Genomic DNA, 18,443 nt, shown 5'->3' on the forward strand with positions numbered 1-18,443 from the left:
CCGGTACTAATAGGCCGAGGACTTGACTACAAAGAAGCTACGCGTCCACTGTGCAACTCTCGGCAAACGAACAACAAGACCAAGTCGACACCCCCTGGGTGGCGCGGTTGGTTGTTTGATATGTCGATAGAGTTACGGCGGTCATGGCGGAGGGGAAACGCCCGGTTACATTCCGAACCCGGAAGCTAAGCCCTCCAGCGCCGATGGTACTGCACTCGGGAGGGTGTGGGAGAGTAGGACACCGCCGGACAACCTTTCCAATTAGGGCCATCCCATCAGGGGTGGCCCTAATTGCGTTTCTGGCCCAGTGGACGAGTCCACCGGCTTTGATCAACACCAGGTCGGCGATATCGGGGGGTCCCCGAGGCTCGGATACCCCGATATCACCGATGTCGAGCCGATCATCGCCCGGCCGCGACCACTCGGCCACCACGACGATCCGATCCGACCCGATCACCTGGCCAGGGCCACGGCCGGCTGCGCGACGACGGCCCATCCCGGCCCATGGCGACGGCCGGCTCCGTGACGACGGCCGCCCCGACGAGGGCGACGGCCCGTCCCGGCCTGGGCGACGGCCCGTCCCGGCCAGGGCCACGGCCGCCTACGCGGCGGCGGCCGCCCAATGCACGGCCACCGGACCACGACCGCGGTCGGCTGCGTGACGACGGCCCGCGCGACCCAGGGCCACCGGACCAGGGCACCACGACTGCGGCCGGCTATACGCGTGCACGGCCCAGCCCGGCCCGCTGGTAGCGGAGGCGCGGTCCTCGTCATCGGGGAGCACCGGAGCGCGGATGGTGTCGAGGCCTCGGGGTGGCGGATGGGCCGGTAGCGCCGCCGGGTGTCGATCCGGACGACCTGACCGCGCTGAGGGACGCGGACGCGGGCTCGCGAGCGGGTCTGGAACGTCGGCCCTCAACGGGGCAGTGGTGGCTTCGGCGGGGCGCGGTGTGCGTACCGGAAAGGAAAGCCCCGCCGGCGCGGAGCCGGCGGGGCCGTGACGAGCGGGTGGGAGACGGCGGTCAGGAGGGTTCCGGGCCGCAGACGTAGCGCGGTTCGGCGTCGTAGCGCCAGGTGAACTTCTCCCGCTTGACGACCTTGCCGTCCTTCTTGATGACCCGGAAGGCGTCCTGCGTGAAGCCGTCGATGCCGTTGCTCGGGATGCAGGTCGGGCCGGGCGTGAGGTGGATGAGCTTCGGCTTGGTGACGTTGCGGCGCGGGCCGTACTCCGTCTTGACGCTGTCGTAGATCTTCGTGCTCCAGACCGACACCGTCACCGTGCTCGACGTGTAGGAGGTGTCGAGCAGCAGCCCGTACTGGGTGTTGTTGCGGAACTTGAAGTCCAGGTCGGGCCAGAAGATCGTGGACTCGATGACCGCTGGGTACCGGTCAAACCAGTACGAGTGCGGCTTGTGCTCCACGTCCTGCAGCCCGGCGTAGTAGGTGGCGTTGAAGAGCGTGGTGGTGAACTGTGAGGTGCCGCCGCCGACGCCGGGTACGAGCTTGCCGTCGAGGATGACGGGCGCGTCCCGGTAACCCTGGGCGTAGCCGCGCTCACCGGTGTGACCGTTCAGCGAGAACGTCTCCCCGGGCAGCACGACGGTGCCGTCCACCTCCTTGGCCACGGTGGCGATGTTCTGACTGCGGGGCGAGGAGAGCCCACCGGTGAACCGGGTGGTGAAGCTGGAGACCCGCTCCTTGATCCCCAGACCGGCCAGCTTCTCCGCGGTGAGCTCCGGCTGGCTGGGCTTGAGCTCGCCGCTCACCTCGCGGCCGGTGGTCTTCGGCAGCACGGCGAGCAGGTCCGCGGCGAGGGTGCTCGTGTCCAGCTGCTGGCCGGGCCGCCCGTCCACGACCTTCGGCTTGCCGCCGGCGATCGTCATGGTGGCGTCCTTCGGCGGTACCTCCACCTTTGCCAGGTCGGCGCCGAGCGCCGCCCGCAGACGCTTCACGTCCACCTGCGGCGTCAGCTTCCCGGCCTGGTCGGCGGTGAACCGGAGGCTCTTCGCGATGGCCTGCGGCGGGATGGTCACCGAACCACGGTCGGTGGTCAGCTTCACCGGCGCCGCGACCGCGGGCTTCGCCAGCTCGGCCACCAACCGGTCGACCTCCTCGGCGGTCGTCGCCGGATGTGACTCGACCAGGGGTACGTCGACCGGCTGCCCGGCGAGCCAGCCGGCGCGGACGGCCTCGGCGGCGCGCTCCGGATCCACCTCCCGGCTCGGCTGCGGGTGCGTGGCCTTGGGAGTGGTGCCCTTCCAGGAGATCGCCGGCATGGTCATCCTGCGGCCCTGGTCGCCGACGACCTTCTTCAGCGCGTCGTCGAGGCGCGCCACGTCGACGGTGACCACCGGCTCGACCGCACGCGAACCGACCAGCCGATCCACCGCGTGCGCCCGGGCCTTCGCCGCCGCCGCCACGGTCGCCTCCACGTCGATGGCGAGACCCACCGTCGCCGGGTCCAGCTGGGCGGTGCGCTCCCCGACGCGGACGGTCAGTGGGGCGGTGAGCGTGGCAGAGCGCCGGTCCAGCTCCGTACGCAGCTCCCGGACGGCGTCCGCGCGACTCCGGCCGCCGAGCTCCGCGCCGAGCACCGTCGTGCCGCGCGGCACGTCACCGGCGTACGCCCAGGCGCCAACTCCCCCGACCGACGCCAGCACCGCCGTGGCGACCCCGGCGGCGACGAGCAGCCTGGTGCGGCGCGGATGCTTCCCGCCACCGACGGGAGGACCCGCCGGCACCGGGACGGCCGGATCCTCGATGGGCCAGGTGACCGCGGCGACCCGCACGGTTGGTCGGTCGTCGGCGGGGCTGGGTTTTTCGCCGTACAGCGTCACAGGCACCTCGATCGGGGACACACCACGGAAGACAACTACGGTAACCAACCCCGGGGCGTGACGGCACTGTGCTCCCGGCCCCGTGGCCACGGCGTGTCGGCGGGCGTGTCGCGCCCCTCGGATCGGTGCCGCCGCTCGTGGCCGGGCATGGCAGGGTGTGATCATGCGGATGGGCGAGGCGGTCCTGGCGTACGGCGGTGGTCGGCTGGACCGGTCGGGAGGGCTCCGTGCCGACCCGGGCCGTATCGAGGAACTGCTGACGCACCCCGCCACCACGGTGCTGCCTCTCTGGCGGGACCGCTGTCTCGTCGACGGGGACGGCCCGGTCCGGCTGACCGGAGACCGGGCGGCTCTGGTCCGGTCCGCCGGTGAGACCGTCTTCCTGGGGCTCGACGGGGACGCCGCCGTGTTCGCCGTGGACCTCTCCGCGCTCACTGAGCAGGCCGCCGTCGAGATGGCTGGCGCGGTGCGAGCCGTGGACGTACGGGCCCTGGTCGGGCGGCTCGACCCGGACGGCGCGGCCGTGCAGGCGTACGCGCGGGGGTTGCTGCACTGGCACCGACAGCAGCGGTACTGCGGCGCGTGCGGTGCGCCGGCCGTCGCCGACGGCGGTGGGCACGTCCGGACCTGCACCGGTGGGGAGTGCGGGCGGCTCCTGTTTCCTCGGATCGAGCCGGCGGTCATCGTGCTGGTCGAGGCGCCCGGCCCGCCCGGTCGCTGCCTGCTGGCGCGGCACGCCGGAGCGTCCGAGGACGGGTGGTCGACGCTCGCCGGGTTCGTCGAGGTGGGTGAGAGCCTGGAGGACGCGGTCCGCCGGGAGATGACCGAGGAGGCCGGCGTGACCGTCACCGACGTGACCTACCAGGGGTCGCAGGCGTGGCCGTTCCCCGCCGGCCTGATGGTGGGCTTCCGGGCCACCGCCGCGTCGGAGGAGGTACGCGTCGACGGCGTGGAGCTGCTGGCGGCACGCTGGTTCACCCGCGCGGAACTGCGGGAGCGGGTTGCCTCCGGTCGTACGCTCGGCCGGGTCGACGCCATCGACCACCACCTGCTGCACGGCTGGCTCGCGGAGAGCTGACCGGGCTCAGCCCGACCGGGATGCGGACGCCGGGTCCACGGCCAGCGGCGCCGAACCCGGCCGACGGGCGGTCACCGCCATGACCAGCGTGGTGACCGTGGCCGTGCCGAGGGCCGCGAGGAGGAGGCCGGGGACCGTGCGGGGACGGACGATCGCCGCGACGGTCACCAGGCCGGCCGCGCCCAGCCACAGCGGCGCGGCCGCCCACCGCACACCGGCCGCGACACGGTCGTTGAGCAGCACGAACGCCACCGCGTAGAGCGCACCGACCGCGGCGAAGAGGGGCGCGTACCGGCCGAGGTGGGTGTAGTCGGGGCCGCCGGCGAGGCGGAAGGCCAGCCCACCGGCGAGCGTCGACGCGAGCACCAGGACCAGGCCGCACCCGGCGGTCACCGCGATCGCCACGGTGCGGCTGCGGCGGTCGCCCCGCGCCAGACGCGGCAGGGCGAGGACGGCGGCGACCTGTGGCGCCCAGAGCGCACCCTTGCTCAGCACCGTGCCCACCGCGTACGCCCCGGACCCCGCCGGGGGCAGCAGTTGACGGGCCAGGAGCAGGTCGGCGTAGGAGACGACGAGCATCGCCAGGGTCGCGCCGCAGCCGGTCACCACCTGGGCGGCGGTCAGCCGCGGCAGGGCCGGAGCGGTGGGCGCGCGTCCGGGTGCCCGGGCGAGTCGGGCCAGTACCGCAGGAGCCAGCGCGGCGGTCAGCGCGCCGGCCAGCAGCGAGCCGGTCAGTCCCGCGCCGAGCAGCAGCCCGGCGACGACCCCGCCGTAGCGGCCCGCGGCGAGCAGGGCCATCCCGGCGGCGAGTCGCAGGAAGCGTTGGCCGCCCTGCAGCTCCCCGAGGGACCGGGAGGAGAGCACCACCGCCGCCGTGGTGACCGCCAGCAGCGTGGGCACCCCGACCGGCAGGTCCAGGGCGGCCACCAGCAGTGGGGTCGCCGCGATCAGCGTCCCCGCGCAGATGGCGGCGGTCACCGCGGTGAGTCGCCGCGAGTCGGACGACCCGTGCCGGGCGTGGTGCACGGCGACGGCCAGTTGCAGCCCGAGCCCGGGCACGCTGGCGATGGCCACCAGGCCGAGAGCGGTGGCGAGCGCGCTGAGTCCGGCCGGGTCGAGCCGCCGGGCAGCCAGCACCGGCACCAGGTAGGCCAGGCCGTTGACGAGGATGCCGGCCAGGGTGACGGCGGCGCCCGCCGCGCCCAGGCCGGTGCTTCGTCGGCCCGACCGCGGTGGGCGGGCTGGTCGCCGAGGGTTCACGTGATCTCGGAGAAGGTGGGACCGTGCCCGTCCACCGGATCCGACGACGCCGTGTCCGGCCTCCGTTGCCCCGGCACCACCGGCTCCGCCGCACCGGCCGCCTCCGCCGGGTCCGTCGCCTTCGCGGGTGGGGTGACCGGAGTCGGCGCGGTCCGGCGTACGGGTCGTCGCCGGGCGACCGTGGAGAGCCAGAGGGCACCCAGGGCGACGACGACCGCGAGCTGCGGAAGGAGGTCGGTGTGCCGTTGCTCCGAACTGAGGTGGAGCCACCCGGCGAGCAGGACGAGCCCGGCGGGGAGCCAGGTCTCGACGGCCCGGCTGATCGTCCTGGCCCGCCGTGGGTCCGCCAGCCAGGGCATGCGGCGTGGACCGGGTACGGCCAGCAGGAACCCCGCCGCGACCAGCAGGCCGCCGATGAGGCCGCTCGACAGCACCAGCGCGGCGGCGCCCACGGCCAGCAGCGGCAGGGAGCGGACGAAGCGGCGCCGGCCGCGCGGAACGGCCGCCGACGGGGTGGACCCGGCGGGGCGCCGCTCCGGCAGCACCGCGAGGAGAATCACCGCCACCAGCAGGACGCCGCCGAGCAGTAGGCCCGCCCGGTACGTCGTGTCCGGGGCGAAGCGCAGCACCACCTCGCCGGAGGCGCCGGCGGGCAGGATCCAGCCCTGCTGCCAGCCGTCCACCACCACCGGCTTCAGCGTCCGCCCGCCGACGGTCGCCTGCCAGCCGATGTTGGTGTTCTCCCGTACGGCGAGGACCCGGTCGACGGGGTGGTCGGCGATCCGTACCCGTCGTTCGGTGGCCGCCCAGGAGTCGACCTCGACGGCGCTGGGAGTCACCGCCGGAGCCGGCGCGGCGGCCTGCGGCACCAGGGCCACCCGGGTGGGTGACGCCAGCGCGCTCGGTGTGGTCACGAGGCGGTGCTCGCCACGGTCCAGCTCGAGTTGCCGGGGCGTGCCCCGGCCGCAGGGCGTGGCCGGCACTTCCCGCAGTTCCAGCAGGTCGCGCAGGGTGCCACCGAGCGTGGTCGGCGCGCGGGCCGTGCCGATCTGGAGCGTCGGACCCGATCCGCAGGCCAGTTTCAGCGGCGTGTCGAGGCGTGGCCGAACGGAGGGCGCACCCGGCAGCACGGTCACCTCGCCCACCGTGATCGGCAACGACTCCGGCAGTCGCAGCTTGTACGGATCGGTGCTGGAGGCGGACGGCTTGTCGAGAAACTGGATGGTGACCTCGTCCGTCCGCATCGGCGGGTCCAGCCTGAGCAGGCCGTCGTCGCCCAGCAGGCTGCTGCGGAAACCGTCGTCGCCGACCACGCGCACGCTGCCGAGCCGAGTGGCGGCGGCCGCCGGGTCGACGGTGAAGCGGAGCCCGCTGATGACCTGCGGCCGGAGCCACTTCAGGCGCAGGATCGGCGCCTCGTCGTTGGCCGCCGGTGACCAACTGGTGGTCGGGTCACCGTCGAGCACCGTGCCGGGCCGGCCAGCCGGGTCGGACACGGCCGTCGACGAGGCGGTGATCTCCGGCGCGAGGCGCAGCGCCTGTGCGTCGACCACCAGCTTGTCGAGCGCCGCGTCCAGGGACGGACCGGGCGTCGGTCGGGCCCACAGTTGGGCGGCGTACGCCCCGGCGGCCGGCAGGGTCAGGGTCCGGTCGATGGTGCGCCCGTCCTCCGAGCCGCGGACGGCGTCGGTGGAGCAACGGGGCCGTCCGTCGACGGTGAAGCAGGCCGGAGTGGTCGGGGCCGCCGACACGACGACGGTCGCCGGCCGGTCGGTGACCGGTGCGGCGGGAAGTTGGAGGGTCCGGCTGGTCCGGATGCCGGGGATGCTGATCTCGGCGACGCCCACCGCTCCGTTGCCGAACGGGCGGACACCGAAGGCGGCGTCCACGGAGATCCGGACCTCGCGGGTGGCGTGGACACCGGGGAGTTCGAAGACCATGTGGTCGCTGAACTGCTCGATGGTCCGGCTCTCGTACCCGGCGGTGACGGTCACCCTCGTCGGCAGGGAGTCGGCCTTCAGGTCGAACCGGACGTCCACCCGGGTGACCCGCGTCGGGTTCGCGAGGCCCACCTCGATCCACTGCCGTTCGCTCGCCGAGTACGGCGCGGACTGCCAGGAGGTGGCGGGATCGCCGTCCATCGCCGCGTACGGCTGGTGCTCCGGGCGAGCGCCGCCGGGAGCGTCCACCTGCGAGCGCGCGGACGACGCGCGGATCGTGCTGATGCCCTCGAAGCGGGCGACGGTGGACCGTTCCGCCCCCCACTCGGGCAGGTAGTCGTGCGCGGGTGCCGAGACGTCGAAGGTGTCGCCGGCGGTGAAGGTCTGGGAGGCGTTGTCGCGGAGCCGGCCGAACGACACGTTCCGCCTGCGCAGCCCGTCGGTCATCGCGACCGGCCCGTCGACGTCGCCGGGCGGCGCGTCGCCGACCAGGACCGTGGGCGCCAGGCTCAACTGGCCCGCCGCGGCGAGGTCGAGGAGCGACTCGGGACCGCCCACGACGGTGGCCACGTCGTCCCGGTCGTAGGCCACCACCGGCTCGACGCGCCGGTCGACGCGGTAGACCTCGAGTGCGCGTACGGGGACGTCGAGCCCCTGGTCGCGGAACTTGCCGGGGCCCGACGGTCCGCCTCGTTCGGGGCCGAAGCCGATGACCCGGGTCAGCCCGGGTGAGCGCTCCAACGCCTGGCGGACCACCGCCGGGCGGGCCGTGTCGGAGCGGCCGTGGTCGAGGTCGGCGCGGAACAGGACGTGGCTGATCCCGGAGCGGGCGAGCAGGTCGGCCAGGCCGGTCGAGCCGGAGCCGTTGGCGAGCGTCGACTCGATCGCGTCCAGCAGCCGGATCGTGGTGGGCGGGGTGAAGGGGATGGCGTTGCGTACCGCCCACCGGCTGTTCAGCAGCGGCTGGGTGATCTCATCGGTGGTGCTGCCCCAGTCGTACGACGGGAAGCGCGCCCCGGGAACGACGAGCACGCGTCCCCGCCCGGTGTTCGCGTCGAGCCAGTCGGCGGCCTCGTTCCAGTAGCCGGGCACCTTCTTGACACTGCCCGGCGTGGCGAGTCCGCCAGCGAGCGCCGGCGTCGCGACCGCCGCGACGGCCACCATGGCCACTCCGGCGGTGAGCCAGGCGCGTGCGACGGTGCGCGGCCGGTGCCGGGCGGGCGCGGTACGTGCCGCGCGGACGACCAGGCCGACCAGGTGCGCCACACCGAGCGCCAGCGGCAGGCGCAGCAGGACGTCGAACTTGTGCAGGTTGCGTAGCGGGGCGCCGACACCGTCGAGGAACTCCTGCTGCGGTCCGGCGAGGATGTTCGGCAGGTCGCCGACGTGCCCGAGGCCGACGAGCGCCGCGCCGAGCACCAGACCGGTGACCAGGAACCGGCGGTGCGGCATCCCGCGCCGGGACAGTCCGAGGACACCGAGGGCGGCGACCGCCAGGGTGGCGGCGACCAGCAGTGCCTCGTTGGCCAGGCGGGCGCCGGACGGGATCGTCGGTCCGAACGGGGAAGCCAGGTACGCGACCCAGTAGGAGGCGCCCCGCAGTGTGGTCACCGCGTCGGTGACGCTCGTGGTGTTCCGGGCCGTCTCGATGTAGTCCAGGAAGGGTGGGCTGTACCGCCCCAGGACCAGCAGCGGAACCAACCACCAGGCCGTGGCCAGGGCGACCGCGCCACACCAGGCGGCGATGGCGGTGACCCGGCGGCGTACGGGGTGGAGGGTGGCGAGCCAGAGCAGGGCGAGTGGCACCACCGCGAACACGGCCGTGGCGTTGACCCCGCCGGCGCAGGCGACGGCGACGGCCGACCCGGCGACGGCCCGCCGCAGCGGCGCGCCTCGGGCGAGGCCCACCAGCGGAATGAGCACCCACGGGGCGATGGCGCTCGGCCAGGCCTCCACAGAGGACCAGCCGAGCTGGGTGAGGATCCGGGGCGACAGCGCGAAGGCGACGCCGGCGATCATGCGGCCGGCGGGTGTGCCGATGCCGAGCCGGCCGGCCAGCCGAGCCGCACCCAGGTACGCGACACAGAAGAGCAGTGCCCACCAGAGTCGCTGCACCACCCACGGCGCCAGGCCGAGCTCCGACCCGAGCAGGAAGAACGGGCCCATCGGCCAGAGATATCCGTACGCCTGGTTCTGAAGCTGGCCGAAGGTGCCGTTGGGGTCCCACAGGTGCAGCGAGCGGAGCAGCCACCCGGCCGGGTTGACGTTCAGGTCGACCTTGGTGTCGGGGACGATCTGACCCGGGGCCTGCTGGAAGGCCAGGGCGGTGAGCGCGATGCAGATGGTCAGGTGCCGGAACCGTCGCGCCGTACGCCGGGTGCGACTGGACCCCGGACCGGCACCACTGGTCACCTCTGCACGCATTTCGGCTCCTGTCTCCGTCGGCCCGACGCGCACCGGCAGCCGACGACTGTCGCGCGACGTTATCCGGACCGGGCACGGACGGGCGACCTGGGGCGCTGCGGTGGCGTTATCGGGAGAACGGCCGTCCCCACGGCGTGTAAGCGTGTGGCAGGCTGCCGACCATGTCAATGCCAGAAGCTGAGGCCGAACCGCGTCCGGAGGACGTCGCCTCCGACGGCGACGGCCCGGGACCGGTCGGCCGGTGGCTCCGGGCCGACCGTGTCCGCGCGGTCGCGATCGCCCTCATCGTCGTGTCCGTCGCCTGGCGCGCCGGCCTCGCCACCCGTGGCTGGTTCTCCCAGGACGAGTTCGTCATCGCCGCCCAGGCCCTCGACACGCGGCCGGACGCGGACTTCCTGCTCGGGATCTTCAACAACCACCTCATGCCGGGTGGTCTGCTGGTGGCGTGGCTGATGGTGCGGGCGGCCGGTTTCATCACCTGGCCCTGGGTGCTGCTGCTGGCGTTCGGGCAGGCGGCGGTCGGCATCGCCTTCTACCGGCTGCTGCGTGACCTGCTCCGGCCGGGCTGGGGGCTGCTCGTCCCGCTGTGCCTGTTCCTGTTCAGCCCGCTGACGCTGGAGGTGTCCTCGCTGTGGCTGGTCGGCCTGCTCGTCCTGCCGATGCAGCTGGCACTGGTCCTCGCGGTGGGGGCCCAGGTCCGGTACGTGCGTACCCGTCGGCTCCGGCACCTCGTGGCGGTCGCCGTGTGGGTGGTGTTTGGCCTGCTCTTCGACACCAAGTCGCTGCTCGTCGTGCCGCTGCTGTTCCTGCTGACCGTCTTCCTCTTCACCCGGGGCGGACTCTGGCGCAGCGTGGGGACGGCGGTGCGCCAGTACTGGCCCGCCTGGCTGGTGCTCACGGTGCTGTCGGCGGGCTACCTGGCGGTCTACCTGCCCCGGCCCGCCGGTGAGGTGACCGCGGGGACGTCCGTCGGCCAGATCCTCACCTTCTTCGGCGACCTGGTCGGCGACACCCTGGTGCCGGGTCTGCTCGGCGGTCCCTGGCGCTGGACGTACGCCGGGGACGGGCCACCGCTGGTGGACCCGTACGACATCGCCAAGTGGTTGTCGTGGGCCGTGCTGGCGACGCTGGTCGTGGTCACCGTCCGGCGGCGCCCGTCGGCGGGCCGGGCCTGGCTGCTGCTCGCGTCGTACCTCGGGTTGGTCGGCGTGCTCTTCGCCGCCACCCGCCTCGGCGGCGCGCTCAGTCCGTTGATCGGCCTGGTGCCCCGCTATGTCGCGGACGTGGTGCTGGTCGCCGCGATATGTGTCGGCGCGGCGTTGCTCGGGACGAAGGACACCGACGAGGACGACGTGGCGGCGTGGCCGGTGCCGACGGTCCTGCGGGAGCCGGGCGCCTTCGCGGTCGGCCTGGTCGCCATGATCGCCCTGCTGGCCACCATCTCCGTGGGGACGCTGTGGAGCACGGCCCGGTTCGGGGAGAACTGGAGCACCAAGCACGGACGCGAGTACCTCGCGACGACGCAGGCCGAGCTGGCCGTCGCGCCGCCGGGGACCGTCTTCCTCGACACGGTCGTCCCGGACCGCGTCGTCGCCGGATACTTCTGGCCGGACAATCTCCAGTCGCACTTCTTCCGCCCGGCGGAACGCCGACCCGTGTTCGTGGCGGAGGCCGAGCAGCCGTCGACGTTCGACGTGAACGGGCGGATCCGCCCGGCCGTGGTGGAGGGACGGAAGATCCTCCCCGGGCCGGCGGGGGACTGCGGGCACCTGGCGCAGGGTGGTCGGCCCACCCGGGTCCCGCTGGACGGGTACCTGGAGGAGTGGCCCTACGTGGTGCACTTCGGCTACCTGAGCTCGGGCGACTCCACCGCGCTCGTGCGGCTCGGGAACGCCACCCGGGAGATCACCGTGAAGCGTGGGCTGAACCAGCTGTACTTCCCGCTGGAGGGCGCCGGGGACGCGGTCGAGGTCACCATCCGCACCCCTGGCGTGGGCCTCTGCACCAAGCTGATCACCGTCGGCCGGGTGGTGCCGGCACCGTGAATGGGTGAGCGGCCCGCCGGCGTGAACGGGTCGGCGCGGGACCGGCTGCCGCTGTACGCCGTGGCGGCGGCCGTCACGGTGCTGGTGCTGGCCCCGCTCGCGGCGCCGGGCTACGCGCTGCTGTACGACATGGTGTTCGTACCCCGGCAGCCGCTGAGCTGGGATCTCGTCGCCCCGGCGCAGAGCCTGCCCCGGGCGGTGCCGATGGACGCGCTGGTCTCCCTGGTCACCCAGCTCGTGCCGGGCTGGTTGGTGCAGCGGCTGGTGCTGGGCGGTGCGGTCCTCCTGGCCGCCGTCGGCGCCGGCCGGCTGGTGCCGACCGACCGGCGCGTAGTGCGGCTGTTCGCCGCGGTGGCGTACGCGTGGACGCCCTACCTCGCCGAACGGCTGCTGATCGGGCAGTGGGGGCTGCTTCTCGCGTACGCCGCGCTGCCCTGGCTGGTGCGGGCGGCGCTGGACCTGCGGGCGGGACGCGACGGGGCGCTCGCCCGGGTGGTGCTCGCCGCCGCGCCCGCCGCCATCACCCCGACCGGCGGGCTGATCGCGCTGGGCACGGTGGTCCTGCTGGTGCCCGACCGGACGCGTCCGCGCCGGTCGGCGCTCGCGGTGGCCGGTGTCGCGCTGCTCAACACCCCCTGGGTGACTGCCGCACTGGTCACCGGTGCGGGCGGTTCCTCCGACCCGGCCGGGGTGGCGGCGTTCGCGGCGCGCGCCGAGAACTGGGCCGGCCCGCTGGTGGCACTCGCGGGCACCGGCGGTATCTGGAACGCGCAGGCCACTCCCGCCAGTCGTGCCGCCCCGCTGGTGCCGCTGGCGACGCTGGTGCTGCTGGTCCTGGCCGGTGTCGGCGTCGGCCTGGTGCGCCGCCGACTGCCTGCGGGTACGGCGGTGCGGCTGGCGGTGCTCGCCGGGGCGGGCTTCCTCCTCGCCGCCCTCGGGGTGCTCCCCGGCGGGGACGCCGCGCTGCGCTGGGCGGTGGTGCACCTGCCGGGGGCGGGGCTGCTCCGCGACGGTCAGAAGTTCCTGGCCCCGTACGCCCTGCTGCTGGTGGTGTGCGCGGCGTTGGGCGCCGAGCGGCTGGTGGCCCGGGTCGACCGCGAGGTGGCGGGGGTGGTCCTGGTCGGTCTGCTGTTCCTGCCGGTGGCCGTCCTGCCGGACCTCGCGTTCGGCGGTGCCGGCCGGCTCCGTCCGGTGAGCTACCCGGCGGACTGGCGGCTCGTCGCCGAGCGCGTGCACGGCGAACCGGGTGAGATCCTCGCGCTGCCGCTGAGCGCCTACCGGGCGTACCCGTGGAATCCCGGTCGGGTCGTCCTGGACCCCGCGCCCCGCTACCTGCCGGGGACCGTGCTGACCGACGACACGCTCCGGGTCGGCGACGTCGCGGTGGCCGGGGAGAATCCACGGCTCCGCGAGGTGCGCCGGACACTGGCCGACGGGCGGCCCGTCGCGGCCACCGGCGTGCGCTGGGTGGTCGTGCAGCACCGGGTCTCCGGCGGCGTGGACCCGGCGGCCCTCGCCGGCCTCCAGGTCGTCCACGACGGACCGTCTCTGACCCTCTACCGCAACCCGGCCGTACCGGCCGGACCGGCGGCGGCGCGGCCCGCCCGCTGGGCCGTGGTGGCGGCGCTCGGTACCGCCCTTCTGGTGGTCCTGGCTGCCGTCCTTTCGGCGCTACGCAGGCGGGCTACCGCGTGGTAACGTCCGCTCGCACGTCTCGCCATTGGAGGATCGGCATGCGTAGAAGTATGACCCTGGTCGCGTCCGGCCTGGTGGCGGCGTTGCTGGGGATCCTGGCTCTCGGCGGTATCTCAGCCGCCGCGACCGCCACGGAAGCCGAGGCCGCCGCGGAGGCCAGGAGCGCTTCGGAAGCGGCCAAGCAGGCCGGGAAGCAGGACCCGTACGCCCCCGAGGTCTACGGCATCAGGTAGGACGGCTCGCCCCGCCGCTGCACTGGGCGGGGCGACTCCGCACCCTCCAGCAGGGCCGCGAAGCGTCCACCCGCGGCCTGCCACGTGAAGCTCGCCGCGTGCTCGCGGGCGTGAGCGCCCATCTCGCGTCGCATCTCGTCCTCGTGCAGCAGCGTGCGCACCTTCGCCAGGTAGTCGTCGATGTCGTCGGCCAGCAGGCCGGTGCGCCCGTCGACGACGGCTTCGGCCACGCCGCCCGCTTCCCGGAACGCCACCGTGGGCGTGCCCGCCGATCCCGCTTCCACGATCGTCAGGCCCCAGCCCTCCTTCAGTGACGGGGTCAGGGCGACCCACGCCGAGGCGAGCAGGGCGGCCTTCTCCTCCTCGGTCACGAAGCCGCGGAAGTCCACCCGGTCGGTGATGTCCAGCTCCGCGGCGACCTCGCGCAGGTGCGGCTCCCACCAGCCCTGGCCGGCGACCACCAGCCGAAGTTGGGGCAGCTCGCCGGCGAGGGCCGCGACGGCCCGCAGCGCCACCTCCACCCGCTTGTGCGGCACCAGGCGGTTCAGCGTCACGAGCAGCGGGAACGGCGCCCGCTCGGCGTCGGTGCGGGGCAGGTCGGGCGTGCCGTTGTGCACGACCGCGACCTGCTCCGGCGGTACGCCGAGCGTGGCCAGTTCCTGACGGGTGGCATCGGAGACGGTGACGTAGCGGCACCGCCGGTAGACGCGTACGGCGAGCGACGACTCGACCCACCAGCCGAACCGGGCGGCCCACCGGGGGAGCACCACCGGCCACTGCTCGCGGTGCACATGGTGGATCAGCTTGACCACCGGCCGTCGCGCCCACAGTGGAGCGAGGAACGGCAGGCCGTTGCAGACGTCGACCAGGATGTCGGGCCGGCCGCCCCGCCGGGCCGCCAGCGGGCCCAGGCCCAGTGCGCCGGCCAGGTAGCAGAGCGCCGCCCAGAGGTAGACGGTGTGCCGGCCACCGCGCCGCACCAGCCGTACACCCGCCTCGTTGACCTCGTCGGCCGGGGCCTGACCGTGGGCGGCGCAGAACAGGGTGGCGCGGAAACCGCGCGCCACCAGCTCGGCGGCGATCCGTTCCACGTACACCTCGGAACCGCCACCCTCGGGGTTTCGGGTGTCCCGCCAGTTGAGGAACAACACGTGTCCCGGCGTGCCGACGCAACGCTCCACGCGAACCCTACTCTCAGGTAATTTAGCGACGGGCGTCACATTAGGGGTTGGACCTCACGGCCGGCAATGCCCCGATGGGCCAGCGCTGCTCAGCGTGACGTGCCGACCGTCGGTGCCGGGGTGCCGGTCCCGACGGCGGACGGCGGAGCGCCCGGGGAAGCCGCGGCCGCGTCGAGGGCCGGCGCTCCGGGCGCCCGGCCCGCTCCGGCCGGCCGGCGGCCCCACCGCGAGCCGAGCAGCTGCATGGGCCGCTCGACGCCGTGGTAGCTGACCGCGGCGTAGATCAGGGCGAAGACCATGGTGAGGGCGAAGGTGCTGACGAACCCCCCGGTGAACAGTGGCCGGTCGTCCACCAGGTAGATGAGTTCCAGGACCATCGGGTGCCACAGGAACAGGCCGTAGGAGACCGCACCGAGCCACCGGGCCGAGCTGTTGCCGAATGTCTCCTTGACCCGGCTCGGCCCACCGAACGCCACCGGAATCAGGATCAGCGCGGCGATCCCGAGGTAGAGGGCGAGCTTGACCGCGAACTCGGCGGCGGTCGGTTCGGCGAGGTCGCGGGGCCCGGCGACGGGCGTGGTCGCGATCGCCAGGAGGCCGACGGCCGCGACCCAGCAGGCGACAGGTGCCGAGGCGAGGTCGTCGAGCACCCGGAAGGCGGGCGGCGCGGTCCCGGTCCGCAGCGCGACGTGCGCCGCCGCCAGGGCCATGCCCGCGCTGAACCAGCCGCCGTACGAGGGGAGCCACATGGTGTGCAGGGCGGCGTCGAGCCAGCCGAAGGCCATCATGGTGAGCCACCCCGCCGTCACGAGGACTCCCCCGCTGGCGATGAGGACGGTGCGGACGGGACGCCACGTCCGGCCGACGGCGAGCACGGCGACCAGCGGCAGGATCAGGTAGAACGCGACTTCGGTGGCGAGACTCCAGGTCTGGCTGAGCCCGTGGCGCAGTTGGCCGGCCTGATAGATCTGGGTGAAGGTGAGGTGCCGGATCCAGTCACCGGCGGACGCCGGCCGGTTCTGCGGCAGGACGATTAGGCAGACCACGACCGCCAGCCAGTAGGCCGGCAGGATCCGCAGCGCCCGCCGCCAGAGGTACCTCCCGGCGGGTGGCCGGGGTCGCCCGGTCGCGGCGTTGAGCGCCCACGGCCGGAACAGCAGGAAACCGGAGAGTACGAAGAAGATGGCGACGCCGACGTCGAGCCGCGCCAGCCAGCCGCCCCAGGACGTGTTCATGCTGACGCCGGTGTGGAATCCGACGTGGTGGCCGACGACCGCGGCGGCGCCGATCGCACGCAGCGCGTCGAGGGCGGGAAGCCGGCCGGTGACCGAAGGCTCCGAAGCGGATGGCGCGGCGGCTGTGGACATCTGGACATCCAGGGGGTCGCTTTGAGGGTAACCGGAGAGTAACCTCCCGCCATGTTAAGGATCGGGTGCCCCGGACAACAGGTCGTAGGGCGGCAGGTTACAGGAGGATGAGTGAAGCTTCGCGTGGGCGCCGCGCTGTTCGGGCTGGGCGTCTTGTTGCTGGTCTTCGCGGCCGGGCTGCCGTTCTACGTAGCCCCCGCCGTGACCAAGCTGCCCTATGACCTCGAACCGACGAAGTCCGTCGCGGAAGCGAAGGACGCCCGGTTCCTGAAGATCACCGCCAACGGAAGCTCGGTGAGCATCGAGGTCCCGCAGGCCACCCTGCTGTCCAACGTCGAGGTCATTCCGCAACCGGAGGACACGAAGGACCGGCTGCCGAAGGAACTCAAGGGCGACGCGGTGATCTGGGACGTCTACCAGACGGTCCGGCGTGCCGACAACCAGGACGTGGTCAGCCAGTACAGCACTGAGCTGGCCCTCTACCGGATCTCCGGAGCGGCCGCCCCGTGGAAGGAGCAGTGGCTCAACGAGACCGGGGCGAAGGAGACCCCGGCCGGCAACGTGACGTACGCCGGCCAGATCTACAAGTTCCCGTTCGGCACTGGAAAGCGCGACTACCAGGTCTTCGACCGTGACCTGAAGAAGGCCCTCCCGGCGAAGTTCAAGGGCACCGAGACCATCAAGGGCGTCGAGACGTACCGCTTCGAGCAGCGGATCGAGAACGAGGTGCTGGCCACCCCGGAGAGCAGCCTCAAGACGCTGGTCGGCAAGTTCGCTCCCGGCGCCACCAGCGGCCAGATCGTCTACAGCAACACCCGGACGCTCTGGGTCGACCCCGTGACCGGCTCCTACGTGAACGTCCGGGAGCAGCAGCGCAAGGAGTTGCGCCCGGACACCGGCGCCCCCACCGTGCTGCTGGACGCGGACTTCAACTACACCGACGAGACGGTCAGCCGTAGCGCCGAGACCGTCAAGGACAACCGCTTCAAGATCGGCCTGATCAAGGTGTGGGGTCCGATCGCCGCCGGTGTCCTCGGTCTGCTCGCCCTCGTTGCCGGCGTGTGGCTGGTGACGCGGCCCAACGGCGGCACCGCCCGGCACCGCGCCGAGACCGCGGCGGCCGCGTCGGCCGCCGCCCCGGCGTCGACCCGGGTGGACCAGGAGCCGGTACGCGACGACTCCGCAACGCTCGAGCAGCCCAGGACCGAGCCCGCAGGCGGTCCGCTCAGCGATGAGATTCCGCCGGCGTCGACGAACTGGAAGGCCGACGACCCATCCGTGCCGACCCAGCGTCCCGCCGCGGACGAGGTGGAGAAGCGCTGATCGTCGTGTGAGTGTGCGCGACCCGAGGGGTGGACCGTTGCGGTCCACCCCTCGGTGCTTTACAAAGCGCCCCACGTTGTCGTTGTCCGATTGTTACCTATCAATGATTCGGTTACCGAACGTGACGGATCTTGTTGGTGATTGTCCGCTATGGAGTCTTTGCCGGGCGGCGCCGTGTGCGCCGGCGTGACAGACGCGTCGCTCTATGGCCCGCAGGTGTTACCAGCGGGTAGGCCGGGGGTTGTGACGCGCGCCTCCTCGGGTGCACCATCATGCTCGTTCGTTACCAGCCGGTAACAGGTGACGGGCCCGGTGCGGGCCGCCAGTCCGAGACCGGCACCGCGCGCATCCCCTGAGGAGGAACCGTGCAGGATCGGATCGACAACCCCGGTCGTACCCGGTGGCGGCGGTTCGCCGCCATGATGGTGCCCGCGACTGCCGCCGCCGGCGCCATCCTGTTCGGCATGTCGACCGGCGCGATCGCGTCCGACCTCACCGTGTCCGGGCAGACGTTCAAGATCGGCGCTGAGCGCCTCGAGGGCGACGGCTTCAAGCAGTACGGCGGCATCGTGCGCGAGAAGGGGAAGGACGGCAAGCCCGGCGAGGTCCACCCGGTCGCCCTCTCCGAGATCAGCAGCGCGGAGTTGTACAAGCTCTGCCAGTCCGTCCGCGCCGATCTGCCGGGCCTGCCGGTGGTGCTCACCATCAACGCCGGCGAGGGCAGGGAGCCCGCCCGGGCCAAGGACCTGCTGATCGCGATGGACTCGCTGAAGGGCAACGCGACGTTCACCAACATCAGGATCGGCCGGGACGCGACCGACCTGAACCCGACGGCGCAGGCCGGTTCGTTCGGCCAGAACTCCGACCACGTCACCATCACCAACCTCCAGCAGGTGTCCCGGTACACCACCGCGGCCACCTTCAACCTGGTCGGGCTCCGGTTGAAGGTCAACGTGGGCGATGACGCCAAGGGCAAGGAGTGCTTCTGAGCTGAGCCGCGGCCCGCGGTGGGCAACCGCCGCGGGCCCGGTCCGTGTCCCCCGCCCCGCTGCGCCAGGAG

Annotated in this window: 11 protein-coding genes and 1 rRNA gene; 7 read left to right on the forward strand and 5 right to left on the reverse strand. The window is 73.0% G+C overall.

Translation table 11 applies throughout. The annotated features are described in order from the left end of the window. The first annotated feature begins 133 nt into the window (after nt 1-133). A 5S ribosomal RNA gene (gene rrf / locus ACFOW4_RS15455) occupies nt 134-250 on the forward strand. Between the two features lie 772 nt (nt 251-1,022). On the opposite strand, the gene ACFOW4_RS15460 is transcribed toward rrf, so the two are convergent. Then, nucleotides 1,023-2,843, reverse strand: coding sequence for a VanW family protein (locus ACFOW4_RS15460; protein ID WP_377528196.1), 1,821 nt, complete (start codon nt 2,841-2,843; stop codon nt 1,023-1,025). 157 nt (nt 2,844-3,000) lie between these two features. Between ACFOW4_RS15460 and nudC the strand changes: the two genes are divergently transcribed. Next, nucleotides 3,001-3,915 (forward strand): NAD(+) diphosphatase, encoded by a 915-nt coding sequence (gene nudC, locus ACFOW4_RS15465; protein ID WP_377528198.1) that lies wholly within the window; start codon nt 3,001-3,003, stop codon nt 3,913-3,915. 6 nt (nt 3,916-3,921) lie between these two features. Here the strand turns inward: nudC and ACFOW4_RS15470 are convergent, their stop codons facing one another. Then, nucleotides 3,922-5,175, reverse strand: a complete 1,254-nt coding sequence (locus ACFOW4_RS15470; protein WP_377528200.1) for a polysaccharide biosynthesis protein — start codon at nt 5,173-5,175, stop codon at nt 3,922-3,924. Beyond that, nucleotides 5,172-9,539: an alpha-(1->3)-arabinofuranosyltransferase family protein gene (locus tag ACFOW4_RS15475; protein ID WP_377528202.1), complete on the reverse strand. Its 4,368-nt coding sequence runs from the start codon at nt 9,537-9,539 to the stop codon at nt 5,172-5,174. The genes ACFOW4_RS15470 and ACFOW4_RS15475 overlap by 4 nt, the downstream gene beginning before the upstream one ends. 167 nt (nt 9,540-9,706) lie before the next feature. On the opposite strand from ACFOW4_RS15475, the gene ACFOW4_RS15480 reads away from it, so the two are divergent. From ACFOW4_RS15480 to ACFOW4_RS15490, 3 genes are read left to right on the forward strand one after another with little or no spacing between them, the layout of a single operon-like run. Then, a complete protein-coding gene (locus ACFOW4_RS15480; RefSeq protein WP_377528255.1) occupies nt 9,707-11,584 on the forward strand; it encodes a hypothetical protein in 1,878 nt (625 codons plus the stop codon). Then, nucleotides 11,585-13,282, forward strand: a complete 1,698-nt coding sequence (locus tag ACFOW4_RS15485) for a hypothetical protein (RefSeq protein WP_377528204.1) — start codon at nt 11,585-11,587, stop codon at nt 13,280-13,282. 35 nt (nt 13,283-13,317) lie between these two features. Continuing rightward, the gene (locus ACFOW4_RS15490) at nt 13,318-13,512 is read left to right on the forward strand and encodes a hypothetical protein (RefSeq protein ID WP_377528206.1); all 195 of its coding nucleotides are present in this window, start codon (nt 13,318-13,320) and stop codon (nt 13,510-13,512) included. Here ACFOW4_RS15490 and ACFOW4_RS15495 read toward each other — a convergent pair. Both ACFOW4_RS15495 and ACFOW4_RS15500 read right to left on the reverse strand, forming a co-directional pair. Then, nucleotides 13,497-14,693: a glycosyltransferase family 4 protein gene (locus ACFOW4_RS15495; RefSeq protein ID WP_377528208.1), complete on the reverse strand. Its 1,197-nt coding sequence runs from the start codon at nt 14,691-14,693 to the stop codon at nt 13,497-13,499. The two genes, ACFOW4_RS15490 and ACFOW4_RS15495, sit on opposite strands and share 16 nt — an antisense overlap. Nucleotides 14,694-14,782: 89 nt before the next feature. Continuing rightward, nucleotides 14,783-16,060 (reverse strand): acyltransferase family protein, encoded by a 1,278-nt coding sequence (locus ACFOW4_RS15500; protein WP_377528210.1) that lies wholly within the window; start codon nt 16,058-16,060, stop codon nt 14,783-14,785. 111 nt (nt 16,061-16,171) lie between these two features. Here ACFOW4_RS15500 and ACFOW4_RS15505 point away from each other — a divergent pair, with 111 nt between their 5' ends. Both ACFOW4_RS15505 and ACFOW4_RS15510 read left to right on the forward strand, forming a co-directional pair. Next, nucleotides 16,172-17,383 carry a DUF3068 domain-containing protein gene (locus ACFOW4_RS15505; RefSeq protein WP_377528211.1) on the forward strand — a complete coding sequence of 404 codons (1,212 nt, stop codon included), beginning with the start codon at nt 16,172-16,174 and terminating at the stop codon, nt 17,381-17,383. Between the two features lie 365 nt (nt 17,384-17,748). Further along, nucleotides 17,749-18,372: a DUF6230 family protein gene (locus ACFOW4_RS15510; RefSeq protein ID WP_377528213.1), complete on the forward strand. Its 624-nt coding sequence runs from the start codon at nt 17,749-17,751 to the stop codon at nt 18,370-18,372. Nucleotides 18,373-18,443 lie beyond the last annotated feature (71 nt).

The organism is Micromonospora sp. GCM10011542, from assembly GCF_042650685.1.
Lineage (GTDB): Bacteria > Actinomycetota > Actinomycetes > Mycobacteriales > Micromonosporaceae > Micromonospora.

Excerpts from the sequence above, each read along its gene's own strand:
- nudC (WP_377528198.1), top strand. The coding sequence starts at position 3,001 with ATGCGGATGGGCGAGGCGGTCCTGGCGTACGGCGGTGGTCGGCTGGAC.
- ACFOW4_RS15475 (WP_377528202.1), bottom strand. The coding sequence starts at position 9,539 with ATGCGTGCAGAGGTGACCAGTGGTGCCGGTCCGGGGTCCAGTCGCACC.
- ACFOW4_RS15480 (WP_377528255.1), top strand. The coding sequence starts at position 9,707 with ATGCCAGAAGCTGAGGCCGAACCGCGTCCGGAGGACGTCGCCTCCGAC.
- ACFOW4_RS15485 (WP_377528204.1), top strand. The coding sequence starts at position 11,585 with ATGGGTGAGCGGCCCGCCGGCGTGAACGGGTCGGCGCGGGACCGGCTG.
- ACFOW4_RS15490 (WP_377528206.1), top strand. The coding sequence starts at position 13,318 with ATGCGTAGAAGTATGACCCTGGTCGCGTCCGGCCTGGTGGCGGCGTTG.
- ACFOW4_RS15500 (WP_377528210.1), bottom strand. The coding sequence starts at position 16,060 with ATGTCCACAGCCGCCGCGCCATCCGCTTCGGAGCCTTCGGTCACCGGC.